Below are 23942 nucleotides of genomic sequence, written 5' to 3' on the forward strand. Positions count from 1 at the left end.
CCGTTGCCTGGGTTCCGAGGAGTTCATATGCGCTGGATAGAAAATGTGGAACGCTTTGTTTTTGGAGCCGAATGCCTAGGATGCGGGAGCCCTTCGGGGGCCTTGGACCCTTGGCTGTGCCCGGAGTGTGTCAAGGAACTGGAACGCGAATCGACTATAGATGTGGCTCCCGGGCCGGATACCTATAGTTTGTACCCCATGCGGCCCTTGACACGGCGCTTGGTGCATGCGCTCAAGTATAGGGGGATTTCGGGAATGGCGACGTATCTGGTCAAACATTCGGCATCGGTTCGGTGCGGGCTTTTGCGCGAGGAAATGTCCATGTTCCCGAAACCGCTTTACTTTGTTCCTGTTCCGCTCCATAGGGCCAGGTATAGGGAACGCGGCTACAATCAGGCCGAAAAGATTGCCGCGGCGCTTTCGCTTGCTTTGGGCGGTAAAGTCTGCCGTTGGCTGAAGCGAAAGACTTTTGTTGTTTCGCAGACGAAGCTTTCCAAGGAAGAACGGGAGCGCAATGTGGCATTTGCATTTGGCTGCGTGCTAAAAAAGCCTCCTTTATCGGGGACGGTTGTCGTCGTGGACGATGTCTTTACGACGGGGGCGACCACCTCGGCATGCCTGGCGGCTTTCGGACGGGATTTCCCGCTCCCGGTCAAGGTATGCACGCTGCTTTATGACGAGCCCGCCTCGGCAGTTGCCGATTTTGTCGCCGACAACCAGATGGAATGGAAAATCAATTAGATGTGGGATGGGGGAATGGGGAATGCAAAAAAGCTCCCGGACGGGAGCTTGTTCGCGGAGGAAGAGGGACTCGAACCCCCAAGCCTTACGGCGGCGGTTTTCAAGACCGCTGACTTACCAATTAGCCTATTCCTCCAGGGTTTCCCAAGGATAGAAAAATGGAGACAATTCTGTCAAGAGATCCTGTGAATTTGGATGGGATTAGCTACATTTTTGCACATATGATGGAGCAGGACAAAAATCAGGTAATCGAGTCTCAGAAAATTCTGGAACTTTTATTCTCTTACATGCCGAAGATTGCGGCCGAACGTAGGATGGATAACTTGCTCGTCCTGATGGCAGATTTGGGTAGGTCCATTGTTTCGGCGGACCGCTGCTCCCTATGGCTTGTCGACGAGGATAGCGGCGAACTCTGGACGAAGGTCGCTCATGGTGTGAGCGAACTTCGCATTCCGCACAATGCCGGATTTGTTGGCTATTCCGTAAAGACGGGTGAACCGTTGCTGATCGAGGATGCTTACCTCGACCCCAGGTTTGACCGCCGTAGCGACGAAAAGACTCATTATCGCACGACATCCGTAATGACGGTTCCCTTGCTCAATTCCTCGGGAAGTGTCATGGGTGTGTTCCAGGCGATTAACAAGCGTGGCGAAAAGGCTGTATTCTCGCTGCAGGATCTGGAACGCCTGACCCTTACCGCCGTGTATTCCGCAAAGACCGTCGAATCGGCGATGCTGAACACCGAACTAGAAGCGACGCAACGAGAAATTATCCATATCCTCGGTGAAGTTTCCGAATACCGCAGTCAGGAAACCGGCGACCATATCCAGCGCGTGGCGGAAATCTCGTACCAGCTTGCGAAGTTCTACGGACTTTCGGAAGAGGATGCAGCCCAGATTCGTCTTGCAGCCCCTATGCACGATTTGGGAAAGGTGGGTATTCCCGATGCAATCCTGAATAAGCCCGGTCGATTTACGGACGAGGAATACGCCATCATGAAGACGCATTCCGAAATCGGTTACTGCATGCTCCATAATTCCAAGCGTAAGTTGCTTCGCTACGCGGCTGAAATTGCCCGTGCCCATCACGAGCGCTGGGATGGCAGGGGCTATCCTCGTGGAATCGCTGGCGAGGAAATTCCTCTGGCGGGCCGTATATGTGCCGTGGCGGATGTTCTGGACGCCCTGTCTAGCCCGCGCTGCTACAAGAAACCCTGGCCCGAAGAACAGGTGCGTGCAGAGTTTGCCAAGCAGGGCGGTGCGCAGTTCCAGCCGGAGTTGGTCGAAGTGTTGCTGCAGCACTGGGACGAAATTTACGAGCCGTACCGTGTGGCTCAGGCGGCCTATGCCGCGCTGCATCCCGAAAACTAGTCCTTTGTAAAGATCTGTAAAAAAAGAAGAAGACCTCGAATTGATCGAGGTCTTTTCGTGGCACCGGTCAGAATTGAACTGACGACACGCGGATTTTCAGTCCGCTGCTCTACCAACTGAGCTACAGCGCCGACTTGGTAGGCCAAATATAGAACTGTTTGTGACGCCTGTCAAGGGTAAATAGAATATTACCGACTTTTTTTCCTTTTTTCTAAATAATCTTCTAAATTTACTAGCGGGTGATTGAATGGTTGGCCGGGAATTGGGATTTTCCTGGTGGCGAATTAATTTAGGTGGCGGTAGTATCCAATGAGAAAAATAGATTGCGTAGCGGCTCTTGGTTGTTTTGCGCTATTGTTGACAGGAGTCGTTGCTTGTTCTGACGATTCTACTTCTTCTCGTGAAGATGAACCTTCTATTCGTATAGATACGACCATGGTCATTGATACCGTTACCGGTGATACGACCTATAGATTCGATACGACGCATTCAAAAATAGATACGATTTTGACGATTGATACCATTACGGGAGATACCATCCGTAAGATTGATACTGTGTACGTGCCTGCCGATACGACGGTTCACTGGGTCGGCAATTCCGCTTTAGTCATTACCGAAATTTCCCCAGTCAATTTGGACTGGCTTGACGAAAATGGCGACGATCCGGGTTGGGTCGAAATTTACAATGCCGGTAACGAACCCGCGAACCTCAAGGGCTATTCTCTGGTTGAAAATCGTGGCGAATCCCGCAAGTGGGTCTTTGGTGACGAATTGATTGCAGCGAAGTCTTTCCGTATCGTGTTCTGCGACAAGAAGAACATTCCGACCGTGACAGCTCAGGATGGCAACGGAATGCATGCCCGTACGCATACGAACTGGAAACTGGAAAAGTCCGGCGGAACCATCTACCTGATCGACCCTTTCTACGGAATTCGCGACTCGGTCAACTATCCTGAACTGCAGCCTGGGATTAGCTGGGGAATCGTGGATGGCGGTGACTGGAAGTTCTTTGCCGAAGCGACTCCGGAACAGCCGAACAATATCAAGACGGCTTACGATGGAATGGCCCCGACCTTCTCCTTTACGGGATCTCAGGGCGGATTCTATTCGAACGAGGTGGTGCTGAATCCGCCGTCGGTCAGTGACGGCATGAAAGTGCGTTGCACGCAGGATGGCTCGGTGCCTACAGAAAATTCTCCTGAATTCAATTCGACGATTACGATCACCGAGAATACCGTTTTGCGTTGCGCTGCCTACAAGAACGGTCTTCTGACCAAGGACGTGGTGACGAACACCTACTTCATCGGTGAAAATGTGAACATGCCCGTGGTGTCCGTGAGTGTTGACCCGAGTTTCTTCGTTAAGTACTACAAGAAGACGAACGGTGGTACTCCCGATATGGATCATGACCAGATGTATGCTCCTAACGAATCCTATCCGAACGATTCTGGTGAACTTCCGGTTCATGTGGAATACTTTGCGGATGGTTCGAAGAGCAAGGAAAAGGCATTTGAAATCGATGCGGGCATTTCCCTGATGGGTGGCTGGAGCCGAATGGAATGCAAGAAGTCCGTCGCGATCGTGATGCGCGAGGAATACCAGGATGGCTGGCTGCACTATCCGCTGTTTGAAACCCGCAAGGGCGTAAATGACAAGTATAAGGCCTTCAACCTGCGTAATAACGGTAACCGTTTCGTGAGTGACTACTTTGCCGATGCGCTTGGTGGTGCCATTCTCGAAGGTAGCAGCGTTGACTATCAGCGCAGCCGTCAGGTGGTGGTATTCTACAATGGCGAATATCGCGGCATTCATGACATGCGTGAACGCTACAACAAGAACTATGTCGAAACGAATTACGGTATTGACGCCTCGTCGGTCACGTTCCTCAAGCACCTGTCGAAGGAAGTTACCGCAAGCAACGGTACTCCTGACGAATACATTGCGATGCTGGAATATGTCGCCGCGAATGACTTTAGCAGTGCAAATAACGAAGCCTATGCTTATGTGAAGTCGATTATGGATGTCGGTAACTTTGCAGACTACATGGCTGCCGAAATGTATATCCATAATGGCGACTGGCCGAACAACAACGTTCGTGTCTGGAAGTCGCCCGATACCCGCTGGAAGTTCATGATCTACGATTTGGACCATGGCTTTGACTGGGACTGGGGCGTAGATGGCTTTAGTCATAGCACGAACATGTTCAAGTGGGTCGAACAGGGTGGTCGCGCCACCGGAAGCTGCTATACGAGTAATGACAAGGCGTTTACCGGCGGAAAGGAACATTGCTTCCATGTGCTCTATGCTCGTCTGATCAAGAACCCGGATTTCCGTCGTCTGTTTATCAACCGTTCCGCTGTCATGCTGCAGAACTACTTGAATGCCAACGTGGTTGAGAAGGTCCGCGCAGAAATGGCTAAGTCTATCGATGCGACCGAAGCGGAAAGGGACTTGGAAAAGAATGGACAGAAGGAACGTGGCTACGGTTCGTTCTCTGTCTCGAATTCGGGACTTACGACATGGGCTCAGGATCGCGATACCGAAATCCTGCAACAGTACAAGAGCGAATTTGGTCTCGGCGAAATGGCCAAGGTGACGATCTCGTCTTCTGGAAATGGTGCCGTTTTGATGGAAGACATGAAGCTTCCGGGAACGACGACCACTTCGACAAACTACTCGGGCAACTTCTTTGCCGGTGTCCAGATGGAATTGACGGCGGTGCCCGCTGCGGGTGCCATGCTTGACAGTTGGAGCGGCTGTACTCCGGTGGAAGGCACTCCGACCAAATGCATAGCGACGATTTCGGGTGACATGTCGATTTCGGCAAAGTTTAAGTAGTCTAGACTCTCTAATCTCAAGAAGATCTTTGCAAGGAGCGGCAGGCTTATCGCCACGCTCCTTTTTCTATATTTGCCACCATGAAAAGCCCCGTGCGCAAGATGTTCGACGAGATTGCAAATCGCTATGATTTCTTGAATCATGCGTTGAGCTGCTTTCAGGATATCCTGTGGCGTCGCAGTTGTTGTCGTGAACTGAAACGGATGCGCCCGGGCAAACGCCTGCTGGACCTTTGCGGTGGAACGGGCGATTTTGCGGTGACCTATGAAAAGTTCAACGGTGTGCAGGATGTCGCCGTTCTGGGAGACTTTTCGTATGGAATGCTGCGTGGTGCTGCTGGCAAGAAAACCTCTGCAAGGCCAGTCCAGCTCGATGCGATGAAGATGCCCTTCGGGGATGCGTCCTTTGATGTCGTCTTGAATGGTTTTGGAATGCGCAACCTTCCCGATGCGGAAGCGGGACTCAGGGAATCGGCGAGGGTTCTTTGCGAAGGGGGGTACCTTCAGGTTCTCGAATTTTTCTCGCCGCGCAATGCCTTCAACAAGTTTTTCTACAGGAGGCTTGCGCCTCTGTTCATTCCGGTGCTGGGCGCCTTTTTCAGTAAGCGCGATGCGTATGAGTACCTGGTGAATTCCATTCTGCGCTTTTTGCCGGTCAACGAGTTTGTCGCTCTGGCGGAGTCGAATGGTTTCGAGCTTGTCCATGTGAAACCCTGCTTCTGGGGCGTTGCCTACCGTGTGCTGCTAAGGAGGCGGGCGTAATGCGGTTTATCCTTGGGGTAACGGGTGCAAGCGGCGCCATTTATGCAACGCGTACGGCAATGCATCTGAAGCGGCTGGGGCACCGGGTGACTGCACTGGTAACGCCTACGGGGCGCGATGTCGTTGCCTACGAGCAACAGGATTCGCTTTTTGGCTTTGTCGATGACATGCCCGACATGAATGATTTCTTTGCGGAGTGTGCAAGCGGAAGTTCCGAATATGCGGGTATGGCCGTGGTGCCGTGCTCCATGGGGACGCTGGGACGCATTGCCGCGGGAACGGCAGACAACTTGCTGGTTCGCGCTGCGGACGTGAGTCTCAAGGAACGCCGTCCGCTAGTGATTGTGCCCAGGGAGATGCCGTACAACCTGATCCATATTGAGAATATGGAACGGGTGACCCGTGCCGGTGCCGTGGTGATTCCGGCTTCGCCACAGTTCTATAGCAGACCCGCGACAATCGAGGAGGCGGTGGATACGGTCGTCTCCAAGATCCTGAAGCATCTGGGAGCGTTCCCGGGCCGGGGCGATATTGTCGAACCGTGGGAGGGGCCGCGATGCTAAGGAAAATTCTTGAATTCGGGCACATGGTGCGCTTCAGCCATTCGCTGTTCGCGATGCCTTTCGCAATCGGTTCCATGTGGGTTGCGGCAAACGGTTTCCGCGGCATGTCTGCCGCGGAGGCGGTCAAGATCGTCGCACTGATCGTGGGTTGCATGGTGACCGCCCGCAACAGCGCGATGAGCTTCAACCGCATTGCCGATGCCGATATCGATGCCAAGAACCCGCGCACCGCGAAGCGTCACCTGCCTGCGGGGCGCCTGAGCAGGGCATCGGTAATCGCTTTCCTTGCCGTGAACGGAGTCCTGTTCGTGACCTTTGCCGCGCTGTTGCAACCGCTTGCCGGGCTGCTCGCTCTGCCGGTGTGGCTGCTTCTTCTGTCCTATTCGTACTGGAAGCGTTTCAGCTGGCTTTGTCACTGGTTCCTGGGCTTTGCAATTGGCATGAGCCCGCTCGGTGCCTGGATAGCCATTCGCGGCGAGTTTGCCGTGTTCCCGATTTTCCTGCTTGTCATTTTGATGCTCTGGATGGGCGGCTTTGACATCATCTATGCGACTCAGGACGAGGAAATCGACCGCGCCATGGGACTCCATTCGGTGCCCGCCCGTTTTGGCCGTAAGCGAGCCCTGCAGATTGCTTTCTGGAGCCATGTCGCGATGCTTGCATTGTGCGTGGCGTTTGGCATGTTCTGGGGAATGGGCGCTGCCTGGTGGGTGGTAACCGGCTTGATGACTGTCGCCATTCTTTATATTCACCTGTTCCGTAAATCCGACGATCTTGACGCCATGAACCGCGATTTTTTCTTGGCGAATGTCGCTATCAGCGTTCTTGTGATGGTCGGACTCATCGTGTGGATTTGCATGGGAGGTAACGTCGATGCCCTTTACTAACGGACCTTTCAAGAAACCGTTTACAATCGAAGAAAAAATTCGCATGTTCGAACGCATGGGGGCCACTGCCGCCGTGATTGCTCTCGTGCTCATTATGCTGATAGAATCGGGCTATGCAGGCGAATACAAGAACCTCGCCGACATGGGCCTCACCGCGATGATCGTGGTGCTTGCTGTTTCGCTTGTGGGAAGCTTGTTTTACAAGACAAGAAAAAAGTGATGCGCAGGCCGCTTCGTTAGAAATCGCGGCAATCTCCATTTAAATTTCTAGATCTGCGGAATAGACGGTTTCTATAGATCCGTCGTCGCATTGAAAAAGCAGGCTTCCGTCGCTATTCATGTCCAGGATGCATCCGGTCTTCTTGACTGATCCTTCGCCGCTGTCGCGGTTCTGGTCGGTGCAATGGTTATTGACGATAATTGTTCCGCGGGCACCGATAAACTGGTCCATGCGTTTCCATGCGGCAACCCAGGGTGAAATGCCGAAGGCGCGGAACTGCCCTACGGCTCGTTCCAGGTTCCCGACAAGGACCTGCAACAGTTTTTCGCGGTTGATGTTCTGGCCGCAGATGTCCTTGAGTGTCGTGATATCGCGGCCGAGATGGGCGTAGTCGGAGGGATTGCTATTCACGTTAATCCCAATGCCCATGCAAATGTATTTTGGATAAATTAATTCTGCAAGGATTCCGCAAAACTTATGCTTGCCGCAAAGGACATCGTTCGGCCATTTGACGGTAACCTTGCCGATATCCCGGTTGCCGAACCCCTGCGCATTTGCGTCGTCCTGAATTTGCCTGAAAGTCTCGGCGAAAGTGAGCGCTGCGACCTGTGTGAGCTGCGGGGCGCTATTCAACGGAATCCCGTCAAGCGGAATCAAAATGTTGAAGTAGAGATTGAGTCCGGCGGGGGAAACCCAGGTGCGATTGTGACGGCCCCTTCCGGCAGTTTGCCTGTCGGCGACAAATAGCGTGCCTGCCTGGATTTCTTTGGCTACGGCACGTTGCTTCATCAGGGAATGCGTGCTTTCGAGGCTCTCAAAGAGGATGGCGGGGGCGCCTGCAAAACCGGTCAGTTTCCAAGCGCTGAAATTTCTTTCGTGGCTGAACACGGCTACTCGTCTTTTTTCTGGTCTTCGATCATCTTCAGGGCTTCTTCGGGGAAAATGGCGAAATATTCCTTCTTCTTGTCTTCGAAGAGCTGCAGTAGCCTTTCCTGTTCGAACTGTTCGCGGTCAATGTTCTGCATGAAGAATTCGTCGCGGGCGAAGTCGCGGGTGGTCATCATCTTCTTGATGTCTTCGGACAGGTCAACATCGTCCCAGAGAATGTAGTAGGAACCGATCAGGCCGTCGGCGAAAATGTCCACGTTCAGGGTAACGGCGTTACTCTTGGTTGAATCGACCAGTTCTACTTTCGTGTCGCGTTTTTCGGGACGGAACACGTCGACATCGTTGACGGGTTTTTCGATATCTTGCGCCCAGCTGCAGAGTGCAGCTATGCCAAGAAAAAGAACAACCTTATGCACAATAGTCGATGTCATATCCATAATATACAATGAAAAAGTGGAAAAGAAAAGGTCGTTTCGGAAAACCGTGACTAAATCGCGCCCTAGAAAGCACCTTGTGCCCCAAAAGCTAGATGGCGAGGGGCATCCAGGGCTTTACCTCGTTGACGGATTCGAGCTTTCCTTGCAACTTGCGGCGGATGGCGGCTGCTGCAATCATGGCTCCGTTGTCTGTACTCAGGCTGCGTTCGGGAATGCAGAACATAATGCCGTGCTTGTCGCAGTAATCCTGCAGGCGGGTTCTTAGCCAGGCGTTCGCGCTGACGCCCCCTCCGACGACAAGCGTCTTCATGCGGGTCTTCTTGAGGGCTGTAATGGTCTTGGTCACGAGGCTGTCGACAATAGCGTCTTCGAGCGAGGCACAGATGTCGCCGATGTTCTTTTGTATAAAGTCGGCGTCGTGTGTTTCGGTGTAGCGGAGCACTGCCGTCTTGAGGCCGCTAAAGGAAAATTCGCAGTTGTCATGGACATGGAGTGCACGCGGAAAGTCGACAAACTTGCGGTTTCCGTCTTTTCCGAGCCTGCTGATGGTCGCTCCCGCCGGATACTTGAGTCCGAGAAGCTTTCCGCACTTGTCAAAGGCTTCACCGGCTGCATCGTCACGAGTGCGCCCGATGCTTGTGTACTTGAAACCGGGTTCTTCTAGCACGAGTTCCGTGTGCCCGCCAGAAACAGTGAGGGTCAAGAAAGGAGGCTCGATTTCGGGATGGGTGAGCCATGCAGCGGCAAGATGCCCTTCCAGATGGTTCATGCCGTAGGCGGGTATTTGCAGGTCGCGTGCAAGGCCCTTGGCAAAGCTCGCTCCTACAAGGAGCGGTCCCATGAGCCCGGGGCCCGTGGTGTATGCGATGGCATCGATATCCTTGAGCTCGATTCCCGCTTCCTTGACAGCCGCCTCTGCAATGGGGGATATCTTCTGTAGGTGGGCGCGTGCAGCGATTTCCGGGACGACTCCTCCATAGAGGGCGTGCTCGTCTATCTGGCTGTAGAGCGGGTTCGAGAGAACTTTTACCGGATCGTCCTGCAAAATGGCGCAGGCGGTTTCGTCGCAGCTGGATTCAATTCCGAGCCAGATCATGGCGTGACCTCTCCTAGAGAATCGGCCGCGGCCGGAGCCTGGGCTTCTTTCTTCTTCAAATAGACTTTTTCGGGTTTCAGCTGGATTGCCTTGATTGACATTTCCCGGTTGATGTGGGCCGGAAGCGAAAGTTTGACGGTCGGGGCGAGGCTGTCGGCGTCTTCGATGGCAAAACGGTTGAATTCCATCAGCAACTCGATGTTGCTTGCCGAGATGGTGTCAAGCGCCTGCTTACCACCGGTGATTTCAACGGATAGGGTGTTCGGAACGAGCGAGTAGGTTTCCTTGTCAAAGAAGCCGATGAGGTTAACCGGAATTTTCTCGAACGTACGGGTGTTCATCTTCTGGATGTTCACGGAAATGCTGGTTGACGAATCGCTGGGGGTTACGAACGACGGAAGCGACGAAAAGTCCAACGGTATGGTGAATGTCTGGCTTTCGCGCAGCGTGTCGTAGGAAAGGGAATCTGTCGGAATGTCGATAATGCGCGTGAGAGCGTTCCTTGCTCCAGATACGATGACTTCGTCGGGGGTGAGTACGGGCTCGTCGGCGAGGAGGTAACCCTGAGCCGCACTGAAGGTGATGAAGGACTTGATAGGAATGTTTCTCGTGATGCGCGTATCGATGTCGAGATCGACGAATAGAAGCTGGTTTTCGGGTTCAACGAATCGGATGTCAGGGAATCCGGGAGCCACGAAGTTCTTGCCGTCTAGATGAATGCGGGTCGATCCCAGTTCGGCTTGCTGCAGGTCGACAACCATGGCGACGGAGTTCTGTTTTGGGTCTCGCATCAGTTGCTGTAGACGGATCAAGTCCCATGATTTTCCTTCGACGGTGATGTGCAAGGTATGCGGAGGCTTGGAGGCGATGGCCAGCGTTTCGGGAATCTTCACGAAATTCAGCGGAACATCCATGGAAAGCTGGAAGTCCTTTTGCGAAATGACCAAGAACCAGAGCGCGATGCCGAAAATAACAGCCGTTATCTTTAATACGATATTTCCCATAAGCGTCTCGAAAAGAGTCCTCTAAAATTTAGTTATAATTTAGCTCGTGCTCGGACAACTTGGTTATTTAATATCGGAATCTTTCCGCGGAATGAAACAGCACCGCACGGTTATCCTTCCGTCGCTGGTGACCATTTTTCTTTGTTCTTTACTCCTCTCGGCGTCGGTGGTTGCTTTTGGCGGTGGAATGCGGATCCTGACGCTCGAAAAGAACCTGTACGCCGTCGAGGCTTTCTTGCCGGATGGTGTCGGCGAGGACTCCATCAAGGTCATTCAGAATCGCCTGAGGCATATGAAGCTTGTGAATTCAGTCTCCTTTGTCAGTGCCGATTCCGCTTTGGCCGATTTCCGTAGGCATTTTTCGGGCGAAATGCTTGACCTTGTCGAAGGGAACCCGATTCCTCCATTTTTCAGGGTGACCCTGGATGAAACCGAAAAGAATCCGGCCGCATTGTCGGAACTGAAAAATGCGCTGATTCGAGAGGAGTTCTTTGAAGAAGTTCAGGCTCCTGTGGAATGGGTCGAAAAAATTGCGGCCTGGAAATTCCGCATGCTTTTCTGGCCAGCCTGCATTAGCGTCCTGCTGCTCTTTACGCTGTCGCTCATCATTTGCAATTCGGTGCGGCTCTCGCTTCTTTCGCGAAGGCTCCTTGTCGAAAACATGAAATATGCCGGAGGCAGCCATTTCTTTATCGAGTTTCCGTTTGTCCTGCAGGGAGTCATTCAGGGAGTGGTCGGCTCGGGGCTTGCCGTGTTGCTGCTGCTTATGGTCATTCGTTCCGTGGCGGGGGCGTTCCCCATTATAGCGGCTAACCTGGACGGCCTTGGATTGGCACTGTTCCTGGTGACGCTGCTTGTGACGGTAATCTCTGGATACTTTAGCTTCCGCACGGTCCGCGGATTCCTTTCTGTGACGCGGAGCGAACAGGAATAGCGCATGCGTCTAACGGTTCTTCTGTTCTGCCTGTTGCTCAGTTTCGGAGTCTCCGAATCCTATGCCAAGGCACCTGCTAAAAAGGCGGCGAAGACATCCTCGAAGTCCGTCACGAAGTCTGTGACGCGCAAGACGGATGCGCAGATTAGCGAACAGAAGAATGCCTTGAAAAAGTTGGAGTCCGACCTTGCCAAGAAACGTCAGGAGCTGGCGTTGCTCGAAACCGAAGAAAAGGGCGTGCTAAACACGATTTCCATCCTTGACCAGAATCTAAACCAGACCCGTACCTACATCTCGGAACTTTCCAGGAGCGAGGTAATGCTGGAAAGCGCCATCGTGCAACTTTCGGCCGATATCGATTCGCTCGACCGTCGAATCGAGGTGCGCAAGATGGCTATGAAAAAACGTATCCGAAGCTTGTACGTAAACGGCCGGAACAGCGAGGCGCGCGCGCTGTATAGCCTGTTGACTCAGGAAGGAAACCCCGACCGCCAGGTCTACTGGGTTCACCATATCTTGAACCAGGACCGGCAGGAAGTCGAGATGCTGCAACAGCTGGTGCAGGAACGCGACGAAAAGAAACAACAGGAAACCGCACACCTTTCGGACTTGAAACAGCTGCGTACCAAGAAGGCTGCCGAAGAAAAGGGACTCGTGTCGCAGATGAATGGTCAGGAAAAGATGCTCATGAACTTGAAACACGACCAGAACATGCAGCGTCGCGCCCTGAAGGAATTTGAACAGAACCAGAAGACGATGCTTGCCTTGATCAAGAAACTGGAAGAGCGCCGCAAGAAAGAAATCGAACAGGCGAAGAAGGAAGAGGCTGCACGCAAGGCCCGGGAGAAAGCCGAAAAGGCGAAGAAGGGCAAGAAGAAGGAGACGAAGGAAGTCTCGAAGCCGAAGGTGACCGTGGCGGAGTCCGTCAAGGGCCCGAAGTGCATGCCGCTGAAGGGCGAAATCATCAGCAACTATGGCTTGCAGGAACATCCGGTGCTGCATATCATGACGCGTAACCTTGGCGTCGAAATACGCGGAAAGCGTGGCGGTGCCGTAAAGGCTGCTGCAGCCGGAACGGTGGTGATGGTTGCCGAAATCGATGGCCGTGGCCCCTCGGTGATCATCGAACATGCGGGTGGAACCTATTCTGTGTACGGGCACCTTGCCGCAATCCGCGTTCAGGAAGGCAAAGAGGTGCGAAATTGTGAAGAAATTGGCGAAGTGGGCGATGTGGCTTCGCTAAATGGAATTAAATTGTATTTCCAAGTGAGCGAGGGAACGCAGACAGTGGATCCTTTGCAGTGGTTGAACCAGAAATGATTGAATATACTTTGAAAGGCCCCTTGTCGCAGGAACGTGCCCGCATCCGATTAATGTCGGCCCTCCGCGAGAATCGTTTTCCGCAAGCGATTCTGATTGACGGTCCTGCGGGTATCGGCAAGAAGGCGCTCGCCATGGAAATCATGAAAGCGCTTCAGTGTTCCGACGAGGTGTCGCGCCCCTGTGGCCATTGTTTCGGTTGCCGCATGGCGACGGACAGCGGTGCGACCGAAAACTGGGTCATTCCGCTGGAATCGGAAGAGGCTCGCACTCGCAGCGCCGAAGATGTTTCGGCGGGTAGCAAGGCCAAGACCATCGAAGATATCAAGAAAACCTATATCGACGATATTCAGAAGAACCCCTACCGAGTCGACATTTTTTCGGCGGCGGCCTTCATCTCGGTGAATCTAATCCGTTCCATGACGTCCGGCTTTGCCATGAAGGGCGACCGTGTCCGTACGGTAATCATTGCCGAGGCGGATCGCATGAACGAATCCGCGGCGAATGCGTTCTTGAAGACCTTGGAAGAGGTTCCGCCGAACACCTACTTTATCTTGACCACGTCCTCGCGCGAAAAGATGTTGCAGACGATCCGCTCGCGCTGCCTCGCACTGCACCTGTTGCCGCTGACCGATGCAGAAGTCCGCAAGGAAGTTCTCAGGGTGGCGGGCGAAGACTTTGACGAAGGCTCCCTGACAGACGATATTGTCGGACTTGCCGTCGGCGCTCCTGGCAAGGCTCTCTATTATGCCGAGCATGGCACCGGCTGGTGCAACCTGGCGGTGGACTTCGTGCAGAAATCGCTCCGCTCCGAGTATACCGACTTGTTCATGGAACTTAAGGAGTCGTCCCTTGACGATGCCTACGAGGCGAACCGTTTCTTGGAAGTGCTTTCCTTTTTAATGGCGGACTTGCTGCGGGAACAGGCGGGGGCTCCCTTGCGTTTGCCGAAAACGACCCGTGACGTGGGAATAGAGAATTTCCCGCGCATCGATGCGACTGCCCTTGAACTTTCACTGGTGGCCGTTCAGGAAACCATGTCGCGCATCGAGTCCCGTCGAATTATCCCGTCGATGTGCCTGCAGAATTTGGCGCTAAAGCTTTTCGAGGGTTACAAGTAACCATGGACGCAACGAGAATGGACAAGTCCGGATGCAGTGACGAACAGCTGGCTTCGTCGATGGCGCAGAACCTGCGCATTCCGCATGTGGTTGCACGCTTTCTCGTGTCGCGCGGTATCCGTACCATATCGGATGCACACCGCATGCTGTGCGGCAATTCCGACGACGTGCATGATCCGTTCTTGATGAAGGGCATGACCGAGGCGGTTGATTGGCTCCTGGATATTCGCGAAAGGGGCGAAAAGATTTTTGTATTTGGCGACTACGATCTCGACGGCATGACTGCAGTGACGCTCATGACGCGAGCTCTCGCCGAGCTCGGGATAGAAAGCGACTGGCGTCTCCCGAATCGCTTTGGTGACGGTTACGGACTGTCCTCTTCGGCTGTCGAGGAATTGCACGAGGCGGGAGCCCGCTACGTGATTACCGTCGATACGGGGATTACGGCGAATGCGGAAATTGCCCTCGCCAGGGAATATGGTATTTCGGTGCTCGTCATTGATCACCACCAGCCTTCGGGCGATGGACTTCCCGTATGCGATGTCCTGCTGGATCCGCACCAGGAAGGCGATACTTATCCCAATCCGGAACTTTGCGGAGTGGGGGTCTCCTACAAGTTTATATGCGCGCTCTATTCGCGCCTTTCGATGCCCGAGCCGACCAAGTTCCTTGACCTGGTGGCGCTCGGAACCCTTGCCGACTTGGTGCAGATGACTCCGGAAAATCGCGCGTTTACCAAGGCGGGGCTCAAGTCGATCGAATGCAGCTGCTGGCCCGGCCTTCAGGAAATGTATAGTGACCTCATGAAGCGTCACGGCAGCGTGGGCGGAATCGATGTCATGTACAAGTTCGCTCCGCTCCTCAACGCGCCCGGCCGCATGGAGCGTCCCGATCCCGCCCTCAAGCTATTGCTGAGCCCGAACATGGCGACGGCAAACGCGTTGATGGCCGAACTGCGCGAATGGAACAGCAAGCGCAAGCAGAAAGAAGCCGAAATCACCGATATGGCCATGGAGCAGGTCAAGGCCATGTACGGGGACACGCTGCCGACGGTTCTCGTCGTTGCGGGGGAGAAGTGGCACGTGGGTGTCATTGGAATCGTTGCCGCGAAGCTTGCCCAGGAATTTCATCGCCCTGCCGCCGTCCTATCCGTGGATGACGGCATGGCCCATGCGAGTGCGCGAGCGGTTCCCGGTTTTAACTGGCACAAGGCCCTGTTCGAATCCCGCGACCTCTTTGACCGCTGGGGAGGGCACGCCAATGCGGCGGGCTTCTCGCTTCCGGCCGACAAGGTGGACGAACTGCGTCGCCGCCTTGAGGAATCTGCGGCAAACCAGAACTATACGGGGGGCGAGGAACTCCCTCAGGCAGAATCCTGTCCCTACGACATTTGCGTATCGCTTAACGAGCTCGTGGTCGAGGCGGGGCAGTATATGCCCGTCGGAAGGTCTACTGGCCGCAACATGGTCTCGGTGCTCGACTTTATCGATCTGCTGGAACCCTTCAGCGGCAATTTCCCGTATCCCTCCTTCCGTGCCGATAACGTGACCATTCACCGCGTGCGCGAAATTCGCGGCGGTCATCTGCAAATGGAAATATCCCAGGCGGGCAGCCGTCCCTATGCCGCTATCGGCTTCGGACTGCGCAAGTGCAAGAGCCTGCTCAATGGGAACAAGCCCGTCTCCATCGTCTTTGAACCGACCTGGAATTATTTTAACGACAAGAAGTCCCTGCAGCTGTGCGTAAAGTCCATTGAACCCTGCCAGGAAGCACTTCCCGAAAAAAATTGACGGTCGACGATGCGCGAATTACCCATCATTTTCCTGATTCTCGTCTTTGCCGGACTGCTTTTCTCCCTATCGCTGGTGCCGACGAATCATCAGGTCGCGTCGATCGTGCCTGTCCCGGAACCGGTTGCGCAGAAGGGATTCACGGGGCGAGTTGTCATGCCTTCGCTCGACGACCTCTATGTCCTTGAAAATACTGCCGGCCGCGATCTTGTCCAGTTTGAAAGGTTCTTGCAGGGCCGCGCCGCAGGCCTCCACTATGCCGCGGCATCCCATTTTAAAAAATCTCGTGCCAAGGTCAAGAGCTCTCCGCGCGATGTGCTGCTGGGCCTCAAGCTCACGCTAGATTCGCTGGGACATTTTACTCCCGAAATTCTTTTCAGCAACACCGAAGACGAAAATTTTAAAGGCCTGGTGCTTTCGCAAGTCCAGACCTATTGGCGTTATCCGCGCAGTACGCAGGGCCGTTTTGTCGTGTGGGTTCCCATCGCCTGGAAGGACCGCTAAATATCATGCCGGATGTGTTCCGGTATCGTCCTTCCTATTGGGTTAAGGGCTTACTTGTTCTTTAGAATGGCGAGCAGCTGTTCGGTGCGCTTCTCGATCAGAATGAAAGCTTCGAACATGCGGGCTTCGCGCCACTTGACCAGGTACTTGGCGCGCCACTCGTCGGCCACTTCCTCGGGGTCTTCGTGGTGGGACTCGTTACGGTACCATTCTTCTTTCTTGATTTCCCTGATCATGTCGCCCATTTCGGCGGCAGGCTGCAGGGAACCCTTGCAGAGCAGAAGGGCGCGCAGGTTGTCGAGCAAGATTTCGTCCGTCGGATTTTCGGAGTCGTCGCGGGCACAGTCCCAAATTTCGCCACGGTGACGTTCCGTCCAGCCCATCAGGTGTTTTTCGGTCTTTTCAAGTTCGCCCCTGGCAAGCTTGTCTTCGACGGCTTCGCGCGGGTAATAGATGCTGTTCGGATAGAATTCGATCATAGGGACTCCGAGTTAAAGCCTTTAATGCCCGGGGCGGGACTTGAACCCGCACGAGGTTGCCCCCAAGGGATTTTAAGTCCCCAGTGTCTACCATTCCACCACCCGGGCTCGGGCGTGGCCAAAATATAGAAAAAGTCGGCAGTCGACAGTAGACGGTGGTCGAAACAATCTAAATATGAATGTATTTTGCTGTTGTTTGCTACATTAATGGTATGAGATTTTTTGTAATTCTAGTTGCTATTTGTATCGCCCCCCTTTTCGCCTACGATGGCGACATGGATACCTACCACGAATTCAAGGAAGACCTTTCGCTCGCCCGCGACGGTTATATCGCGTGCCTGAACATGGCCATGGAATCGGCCAACGAAAGCACCGAAGGTTCGCTAGAAGGTTGGTTCGACCTTCGCAGTAAGGGTGGCGCCCGCTCCTGGATGCAGCTCGATTTCGAGGCCCCGGACTTCAAGTTCCTCAAGATGGAAGAAATGCCTTACGGCTTCAAGCTCAAGGGTTCGCATGGCGCCTACAAAATCGACGTAGAAATCCGTGTGGTCACCCGTGACACCGACATCTTCTACGATGTCAAGTACAACAAGGCGAGCAACGCCGCCGGCAAGGAAATTTTCGGTGAAGTCTTCCGCAACGACCGCGTCGTCTTTTACGACGAAAGTACGCCCTGCAAGCGCAAGGCCGTCACCTGCATCAACGAATACTCCCGTGGCACTTTAGGGAAATAAAAAAAGGAACCTTTTCAGGTTCCATTTTTAATTTTGTCTGATGTTAATCATCAATTATTTGATGATTAACATACTATCATCCCACGCTTCGTGCTTTTCGAGGCCGAGGAGGTTCGCGGTCGTTGCAGCGATGTTCGACAGACCCCAGTCGCCTTCCTTGAGGCCGAGCTTGCCGCCGGTTACGTTATCGTAAAGGATGCAAGGAACCTTGTTCAAGGTGTGGCTGGTCTTTGCCTTGAAGGTACCGTCCTTGTTGACCTTCGGCATGCCGGTCTTCTTGTCGATTTCGTACATTTCGTCGGCGTTACCGTGGTCAGCCGTGATGATGGCGACACCACCGAGGGCGTCAATCACCGGGAGCAAGCGGGCGAGGCCGATATCCACAGCTTCGATAGCCATCGTAGCGGCGCGGAAGGAGCCCGTGTGGCCCACCATGTCGCCGTTCGGGAAGTTGCAGCGGAGCGTCTGGTACTTGCCGCTCTTCAAGGCTTCGATCATGGCGTCGGTGATTTCGGCAGCCTTCATCCACGGGCGCTGTTCGAACGGAACAACGTCAGATTCGATTTCCAGGTAGGTTTCGCCGTCGAACTTGCTGGAACGGTTACCATTCCAGAAGTAGGTCACGTGGCCGTACTTCTGCGTTTCGGAGCAGGCGAACTGCTTGACGCCCGTTTCAGCGAGCCATTCGCCGCTGGTTTCCTTGATGGCCGGAGGCGGAACGAGGAAGCGGTTCGGGAGTTTGAGGTCGCCGTCGTACTGGAGCATGCCGGCGTAGCACACATGCGGGAAGCGTTTGCGGTCAAATTCGTTGAAGGATTCTTCTTCGAAGGCGCGGGTGATTTCGATGGCGCGGTCGCCACGGAAGTTGAAGAACACCACGGAGTCGCCGTCGTTGATGGTGCCGACCGGAGCGCCGTCCTTTGCAATCACGAACGGGGGCAGGTCCTGGTCAATAGCCTTGGTTTCGCCACGGAGGGTTTCGATAGCCTGCGTAGCGTTGTCGAAGTAGCGGCCTTCGCCCAGCACGTGGGTCTTCCAGCCGAGTTCCACCATTTTCCAGTTAGCGTTGTAACGGTCCATGGTAATCTGCATACGGCCACCGCCGCTAGCAATGCAGACGTCGAATTCCGGGCTGCGGAGTTCGTCGAGGAACTTTTCGAACGGGCCAACGTAATCGAGGGCGGATGTTTCCGGAACGTCACGACCGTCGAGGAGAATGTGCACGCGGACCTTCTTCAGGCCTTCCTTCTTGGCCTGGGCAACCATGGCCTTCAGGTGAGAAATGTTGGAGTGGACGTTGCCGTCGCTGAAGAGGCCGATGAAGTGGAGCACGGAACCGTGGTCACGCACGTTGGAGGCGATTTCCTTCCAGGCGTCGCGGCCGAAGATGTCGCCGGAGACGATTGCGTCCTGCACGAGGGCGGCACCCTGGTTGTACACCTGGCCGGCACCGATGGCGTTGTGGCCCACTTCGGAGTTACCCATGTCTTCGTTGGTCGGCATACCCACGGCGCGGCCGTGAGCCTTCAAAAGCACGTTCGGGTACATCTTGAAGAGGTTGTCGAGAGTCGGGGTGCGGGCTGCCTTGATGGCGTTGCCTTCGACCTTATCGGTGATACCAAAACCATCCATGACGATGGTTACGATCGGTCCCTTGATGCCGGGGAAATTGGAAAGCTTCTTGAGCATGATTTACTCCATTAAAATGTTTACGGCGCAAATATAGAAAAATCGCTGTTCACAAAAAAAACTCCCCGTATGTACGGGGAGCCTTGAAACCTGGTATAGGTAACTATTACTGAGCCTTGTAAAGCTTGACGGTCAGGTTGTAGTTGCCGTTGTTGCCTTCCTTGTAGCTGCTGATGGCAAAGGCGTAGATTCCGGTGCCGGTTGCTTCGTCACCGCCGGCGGCCTTGGCCACGTAGATCTGGTTGGAGTTCTCGATCATGCCTGCAATGCTCGGACCGGCAATAGGAGCCCTGTACTTGAAGTCGCTGAGGTAGGCGTTGCGGCCACCGTTGACGTCTTCAGGCCACATATCCACTTCGTAGTCGTCGGTGTTGGTAATCGGGGCAAATGTTGCACCGTTGCCACTAGTGACTTCGACTTCGGGGTCGCTGGTGGAGCCGGCCTTGTTGAAGATCACGTCGGCAGTGGCTGCTTCGGCAGCGGCAACGCCGGTGCAAGTGGCAAGGTTCAGGCCCGGCATCATGTCGGTCGAAAGGTCAATCTGGCAGGGAACCATCTGGATTTCCTGCTTGACAGGTTCTTCCGAAGAAGAAGACGGAATTTCCTGGCAGAATTCGAGAGAGTCGCGAGTGAAGGGAATGGTCTGCGTGTTCTCGAAGTCCTTTTCGCCGTCGTTGGCATAGGCGGTCACGATGAGCATGAAGCTGCCGCAGCTGGTGAAGCCCGTGTCGAGCAGGCTGACGGACACGTTTGCAGAAGCCATGGAACCCAGGTCGATACCCTGCTTCGTGGGCGTTACTGTCTTCGCATTGACGTTCACGTTGACGGTTGTCAGGTTGTTGATGTCAGCACCCTTGGCTACCTTGTAAGCCATGTTGGTGAACTGCAGAGCGTCGGAGTGGGCGCTGCTGGTGTCGATTGTGTTCAGCGTAAAGGTTCCGTAGAACTTCATGTTGGTGCCGGACTGACGGGCGCTAACGCCAGAAACGTCAATGGTGGCGTCCTGCTGGGTGGGAACTTCGACCGGTTCGCCGTTTTCGTCGCCGCCGGCAGAGCCGCTAGAGCTGTCATCGCCGCAGGCGATGAGTCCGAAAGCTCCGATTGCGAAAAGGGAACTGGCGAAGAGAGTCTTTGCAAAATTGAATTTCATGATTTATTCCTCATAAAAAGTTTCTTTTCTGTGAAAATACACAAAAAATGTCCATTATGCAAATAAAAAATTGGACATAATTCGTAAAAATGGCGTTTTTTAGGGGCAAAAAAGCGCAAAAAGGCGCGTTTAGGCCTGCATGTCGCGGATAATGTCGCGAAGTCTGGCCGCTTCCTCGAAGTCGAGGCGCGCGGCGGCCTCTTTCATCTGGCGTTCCAGGTCTTCGAGTTTGGAAGACTGATTCTCACCTGAGCGAGGATGACGTGCTGCGGTGGCGCCGACGGCCGCGCTCAGTTTGGCGTTCTCCGCACGCTTGGAGTAGCGGGAACCCTTCTTCTTCGTTTTGCTGGAGGGCTGCAGCGGTTCCATCGGGCGGATGCCGTCGTCTTCCCAGTCGTCGTCGACGGAATCGTCACCGTCGATTCCAAGGGGATCCGCAATCCTCAGGTCGTCTTCCAGCTTGCGGGTCACGGACTTCGGCGTAATGCCGTGTTCCTTGTTGAATTCTTCCTGCACGCTGCGACGGCGGGCGGTTTCGGTGATGGCCTTTTCCAGGCTGTCGGTCATGTTGTCTGCGAAAAGCAGTACCGTGCCGTTTACGTTACGGCTTGCGCGGCCCATCGTCTGGATTAAACTGCGGTAGTTGCGGAGGAACCCTTCCTTGTCAGCATCGAGTATGGCCACCATGCTCACTTCGGGCAGGTCCAGGCCTTCGCGCAGCAGGTTGATGCCCACGAGCACGTCGAATTCCCCGGTGCGGAGTCCGCGAATCAGTTCGTGGCGTTCCAATGTCTTGATGTCGCTGTGCAGGTAGCGTGCGCGGATGCCCGCTTCCACAAAGAAGTCGGTGAGGTCTTGCGCCATCTTCTTGGTGAGGGTCGTCACCAGCACGCGGTCGCCGTTCTTGACGACCTCCTCGATGCGGTACAGGAGCACGTCCATCTGGCCCTTGATGGGGAACATCTCGATTTTCGGGTCCAGAAGTCCGGTGGGTCTGTTAATTTGTTCGGTAACGACGCCGCCCGTCTTGGTAAGTTCGTAATCGCCGGGCGTGGCACTCACGAAAAGCACCTGCTTCGGGTACATGTACTCGAATTCGGCAAAGTTCATCGGGCGGTTGTCCAAGGCGCAGGGGAGGCGGAACCCGTACTGCACAAGCGTGGTCTTGCGGCTCTTATCGCCTTCGGCCATACCGCCTACCTGCGGAATGCTCACGTGGGATTCATCCACCATCAGGAGCCAGTCATCGCCGAAGTAGTCGATGAGCGTAAACGGGCGCGTACCCGGGGCGCGGTTCTCGATAATGCGGGAGTAGTTCTCGATGCCGCTGCACATGCCGGTCTCGCGAATCATTTCCATGTCGTAGCGGGTGCGGCTGCTGAGGCGCGCCGATTCCAGCACCTTGCCTTCTTTGTCCAGCTCTGCAAGGCGCTCGGTCAATTCCACTTGCATGCGTTGCAAAATGCCCGCGCGGCCTTCTTCTTTCGTCACGAAGTGCTTTGCCGGTGCAATCGTCATCTCGTCCATTTCCTGAGTGACTTCGCCGGTAATGATGTTGAAGCGAACGAGCCTGTCCACCTCGTCGCCGAACAGTTCGATGCGGAGTCCCTCTTCGTCGTAGCTCGGGTGGATTTCAATCACGTCGCCGTGCACGCGGAAGCTGCCGCGTTCCAGGCTGAAATCGTTTCTCGTGTATTGGATTCGCACCAGGTCGTGCAGAATCTTGTCGCGGTCGTAAACGTCACCCTTCTTGATGCGCACCATCAAGTCAAAATATTCGCTCGGGCTTCCCAAACCGTAGATGCAGCTTACGGAGGCGACGATAATCACGTCGCGGCGGGTCAATAAATTTGCGGTGGCACGCAGGCGGAGCTTGTCAATCTCGTCGTTGATGCTCGCGTCTTTCTCGATAAACGTGTCCGTGTGCGGAATATACGCTTCGGGCTGGAAGTAGTCGTAATAGCTCACGAAGTATTCCACCGCGTTGTGCGGGAAGAACGCCTTGAATTCCTGGTAGAGCTGCGCCGCCAGCGTCTTGTTGTGCGTAAGAATCAGCGTCGGCTTGCCTACGTTCTTGATGACGTTCGCCATCGTGAAAGTCTTGCCGGAACCTGTGACGCCAAGCAGCGTCTGGAACTGTTCGCCGCTCTCAAAACCTCGGGTAAGTTCTTCAATGGCTTTCGGCTGGTCGCCCGCCGCCCCGTAAGGGCTCACCAGTTCAAAGTTCGCGCGAGTGGGCGACTGGAACTGCTTTAACTTCCCCGGCAAACTCTGCTCCGGCGGTAGCGGTTTCGCTATCGGTTTCGCATACGGATCGGGTGTAATTGTCTTGCGTGCGCGTGCCATGGTGGTATATATAAAGGGGTTTGAGCTCTGATAAGGTAGAAAAATGTGCCGCAAGCCAGGAAAATTAGTGCCCAAAAGAGTAAAAAATGGCCCCAAAATGGACTTGAATACTCCAATATGGAATAGGAAAAATTGAAAATTTTTTACAAAAAGTCCCCGCCCGGTCAAAAAAATTGTATATATAGTCCATCATCAAAAACGGCTTTAATATGGCGATTTTTGACGAAAAAGCGAACATTCCCGGAATAGTCTGTTGCGAACAAAGTAATTTTTTGTGACGAAAACGAGACGAAAACGAGAATGAGTTTTGACAAAAATGCAAAAAATTTTGACAAAACTATTGCTTTTCGAAAAAAATAGTTGTATATTAGAAACGTAAACGAGTTGAAACACCCACTAACGGGCCGGAAGCTCAAACAAGTGTGTAACAAAACAACAAGGAGTACACTATGAAAAAGCAAGGTTTTACCCTCATTGAATTGATGGTCGTGATCGTGATCATGGGCATCCTCGCCGCCGTCGCAGTGCCGAAGCTGTTCGGCATGATCGCCAAGTCCAAGGCTTCCGAAGTCGGCCCTGCCGCAGGAACCTACGTGCATCTGCAGGACAGCTACTTTGCCGAAATGAACGAGGTCGGTCAAACGGATCAAGCTATCGGTTATAACAAACCCGCAAGCAATGTATTTGCTTATAGCGTTGCTGGGGGTGTTTGGACTGCAGATGCCCAAACCGACTTGGATGCATGTGCAAAGAATTCCAAGTGGACAGTCACTTCGACGAAGGCTTCTGGTTCCGGAAAGTCCGGTGTCAAGCATGTAGCTGCAGCACCGGATAATAATGGCGTCTGCAACGCTTTGACGCCGTCCTTCACGAACATTGGCGCAGCGACAAAGTAGCATAATCAAGCAAATGTTGAAAAAGCACTCCCGTTCGGGAGTGCTTCTTCTTTTGGATAATTTTTTTTATTAATTAACCGCCATTAGCGGCTCGAGTGCCTTTGCCAATATCTGAGAAGGATGGCGTAAGGGCTTCGCAATTGTCGCCGGTAACGGTAGCTGTATGTTGCGCAC

At 54.0% G+C, this 23942-nt stretch carries 22 protein-coding genes and 3 tRNA genes; 14 read left to right on the top strand and 11 right to left on the bottom strand.

The genetic code is table 11. The features are described from left to right. Positions 1–27: 27 nt before the first annotated feature. Positions 28–741, top strand: a complete 714-nt coding sequence (locus Q0628_RS12305; protein ID WP_298771388.1) for a ComF family protein — start codon at positions 28–30, stop codon at positions 739–741. A 55-nt stretch (positions 742–796) separates the two neighbouring features. On the opposite strand, the gene Q0628_RS12310 is transcribed toward Q0628_RS12305, so the two are convergent. Beyond that, positions 797–877 (bottom strand) — tRNA-Ser (locus tag Q0628_RS12310). 85 nt (positions 878–962) lie between these two features. On the opposite strand from Q0628_RS12310, the gene Q0628_RS12315 reads away from it, so the two are divergent. Continuing rightward, positions 963–2111 carry an HD domain-containing phosphohydrolase gene (locus Q0628_RS12315; RefSeq protein ID WP_298771390.1) on the top strand — a complete coding sequence of 383 codons (1149 nt, stop codon included), beginning with the start codon at positions 963–965 and terminating at the stop codon, positions 2109–2111. 58 nt (positions 2112–2169) lie between these two features. On the opposite strand, the gene Q0628_RS12320 is transcribed toward Q0628_RS12315, so the two are convergent. Then, positions 2170–2242: transfer RNA gene (locus Q0628_RS12320), tRNA-Phe, on the bottom strand. 178 nt (positions 2243–2420) lie between these two features. Here Q0628_RS12320 and Q0628_RS12325 point away from each other — a divergent pair. The 5 genes from Q0628_RS12325 to Q0628_RS12345 all read left to right on the top strand — a co-directional run bounded on the left by Q0628_RS12325 (position 2421) and on the right by Q0628_RS12345 (position 7380). Next, positions 2421–4949 carry a CotH kinase family protein gene (locus Q0628_RS12325; RefSeq protein WP_298771392.1) on the top strand — a complete coding sequence of 843 codons (2529 nt, stop codon included), beginning with the start codon at positions 2421–2423 and terminating at the stop codon, positions 4947–4949. A gap of 80 nt (positions 4950–5029) precedes the next feature. Next, positions 5030–5710: a ubiquinone/menaquinone biosynthesis methyltransferase gene (locus Q0628_RS12330; RefSeq protein WP_298771394.1), complete on the top strand. Its 681-nt coding sequence runs from the start codon at positions 5030–5032 to the stop codon at positions 5708–5710. Beyond that, complete coding sequence (locus Q0628_RS12335; protein WP_298771396.1) at positions 5710–6273, top strand: UbiX family flavin prenyltransferase; 564 nt, start codon at positions 5710–5712, stop codon at positions 6271–6273. Before Q0628_RS12330 ends, Q0628_RS12335 begins: the two co-directional genes overlap by 1 nt. After that, positions 6267–7160, top strand: coding sequence for a UbiA-like polyprenyltransferase (locus Q0628_RS12340; RefSeq protein ID WP_298771398.1), 894 nt, complete (start codon positions 6267–6269; stop codon positions 7158–7160). The genes Q0628_RS12335 and Q0628_RS12340 overlap by 7 nt, the downstream gene beginning before the upstream one ends. Beyond that, the gene (locus Q0628_RS12345) at positions 7147–7380 is read left to right on the top strand and encodes a hypothetical protein (RefSeq protein WP_298771400.1); all 234 of its coding nucleotides are present in this window, start codon (positions 7147–7149) and stop codon (positions 7378–7380) included. The genes Q0628_RS12340 and Q0628_RS12345 overlap by 14 nt, the downstream gene beginning before the upstream one ends. Positions 7381–7419: 39 nt before the next feature. Here Q0628_RS12345 and Q0628_RS12350 read toward each other — a convergent pair whose 3' ends face one another. The 4 genes from Q0628_RS12350 to Q0628_RS12365 all read right to left on the bottom strand — a co-directional run bounded on the left by Q0628_RS12350 (position 7420) and on the right by Q0628_RS12365 (position 10805). After that, entirely contained in the window at positions 7420–8268 is an 849-nt protein-coding gene (locus Q0628_RS12350) for a biotin--[acetyl-CoA-carboxylase] ligase (protein WP_298771402.1), read from the bottom strand. A 2-nt stretch (positions 8269–8270) separates the two neighbouring features. Next, positions 8271–8699, bottom strand: a complete 429-nt coding sequence (locus Q0628_RS12355) for a hypothetical protein (protein WP_298771404.1) — start codon at positions 8697–8699, stop codon at positions 8271–8273. Between the two features lie 94 nt (positions 8700–8793). Next, the gene (tsaD, locus tag Q0628_RS12360) at positions 8794–9801 is read right to left on the bottom strand and encodes a tRNA (adenosine(37)-N6)-threonylcarbamoyltransferase complex transferase subunit TsaD (protein ID WP_298771406.1); all 1008 of its coding nucleotides are present in this window, start codon (positions 9799–9801) and stop codon (positions 8794–8796) included. After that, positions 9798–10805: a hypothetical protein gene (locus tag Q0628_RS12365; RefSeq protein WP_298771408.1), complete on the bottom strand. Its 1008-nt coding sequence runs from the start codon at positions 10803–10805 to the stop codon at positions 9798–9800. Before Q0628_RS12365 ends, tsaD begins: the two co-directional genes overlap by 4 nt. 91 nt (positions 10806–10896) lie before the next feature. On the opposite strand from Q0628_RS12365, the gene Q0628_RS12370 reads away from it, so the two are divergent. The 5 genes from Q0628_RS12370 to Q0628_RS12390 are packed head-to-tail and all read left to right on the top strand — an operon-like array spanning position 10897 to position 16474. Next, entirely contained in the window at positions 10897–11739 is an 843-nt protein-coding gene (locus tag Q0628_RS12370; protein ID WP_298771410.1) for a permease-like cell division protein FtsX, read from the top strand. 3 nt (positions 11740–11742) lie between these two features. After that, positions 11743–13059, top strand: a complete 1317-nt coding sequence (locus Q0628_RS12375; protein ID WP_298771412.1) for a peptidoglycan DD-metalloendopeptidase family protein — start codon at positions 11743–11745, stop codon at positions 13057–13059. Then, the gene (locus Q0628_RS12380; RefSeq protein WP_298771414.1) at positions 13056–14180 is read left to right on the top strand and encodes a DNA polymerase III subunit delta'; all 1125 of its coding nucleotides are present in this window, start codon (positions 13056–13058) and stop codon (positions 14178–14180) included. Before Q0628_RS12375 ends, Q0628_RS12380 begins: the two co-directional genes overlap by 4 nt. Positions 14181–14182: 2 nt before the next feature. After that, positions 14183–15970, top strand: coding sequence for a single-stranded-DNA-specific exonuclease RecJ (recJ, locus tag Q0628_RS12385; RefSeq protein ID WP_298771416.1), 1788 nt, complete (start codon positions 14183–14185; stop codon positions 15968–15970). Positions 15971–15979: 9 nt separating this feature from the next. Then, complete coding sequence (locus tag Q0628_RS12390) at positions 15980–16474, top strand: hypothetical protein (RefSeq protein WP_298771418.1); 495 nt, start codon at positions 15980–15982, stop codon at positions 16472–16474. Positions 16475–16524: 50 nt separating this feature from the next. Here Q0628_RS12390 and Q0628_RS12395 read toward each other — a convergent pair whose 3' ends face one another. Together Q0628_RS12395 and Q0628_RS12400 are read right to left on the bottom strand one after the other, a co-directional pair. Then, entirely contained in the window at positions 16525–16953 is a 429-nt protein-coding gene (locus Q0628_RS12395) for a hypothetical protein (protein ID WP_298771419.1), read from the bottom strand. A 25-nt stretch (positions 16954–16978) separates the two neighbouring features. After that, positions 16979–17061, bottom strand: a tRNA-Leu gene (locus tag Q0628_RS12400). Positions 17062–17165: 104 nt separating this feature from the next. On the opposite strand from Q0628_RS12400, the gene Q0628_RS12405 reads away from it, so the two are divergent. Continuing rightward, a complete protein-coding gene (locus Q0628_RS12405; protein ID WP_298771420.1) occupies positions 17166–17687 on the top strand; it encodes a hypothetical protein in 522 nt (173 codons plus the stop codon). Positions 17688–17741: 54 nt separating this feature from the next. Here Q0628_RS12405 and gpmI read toward each other — a convergent pair whose 3' ends face one another. From gpmI to uvrB, 3 genes are all read right to left on the bottom strand, one after another. Further along, positions 17742–19376, bottom strand: coding sequence for a 2,3-bisphosphoglycerate-independent phosphoglycerate mutase (gene gpmI / locus Q0628_RS12410; protein ID WP_298771422.1), 1635 nt, complete (start codon positions 19374–19376; stop codon positions 17742–17744). A 106-nt stretch (positions 19377–19482) separates the two neighbouring features. Continuing rightward, complete coding sequence (locus tag Q0628_RS12415) at positions 19483–20526, bottom strand: hypothetical protein (RefSeq protein ID WP_298771424.1); 1044 nt, start codon at positions 20524–20526, stop codon at positions 19483–19485. Between the two features lie 129 nt (positions 20527–20655). Next, positions 20656–22872, bottom strand: coding sequence for an excinuclease ABC subunit UvrB (uvrB, locus tag Q0628_RS12420; RefSeq protein ID WP_298771426.1), 2217 nt, complete (start codon positions 22870–22872; stop codon positions 20656–20658). Between the two features lie 449 nt (positions 22873–23321). Between uvrB and Q0628_RS12425 the strand changes: the two genes are divergently transcribed. Continuing rightward, positions 23322–23768, top strand: coding sequence for a type II secretion system protein (locus Q0628_RS12425; RefSeq protein WP_298771428.1), 447 nt, complete (start codon positions 23322–23324; stop codon positions 23766–23768). The last annotated feature ends 174 nt before the right edge of the window (positions 23769–23942 follow it).

The sequence above is a fragment of the uncultured Fibrobacter sp. genome (genome assembly GCF_937877005.1).
Classification (GTDB): domain Bacteria; phylum Fibrobacterota; class Fibrobacteria; order Fibrobacterales; family Fibrobacteraceae; genus Fibrobacter.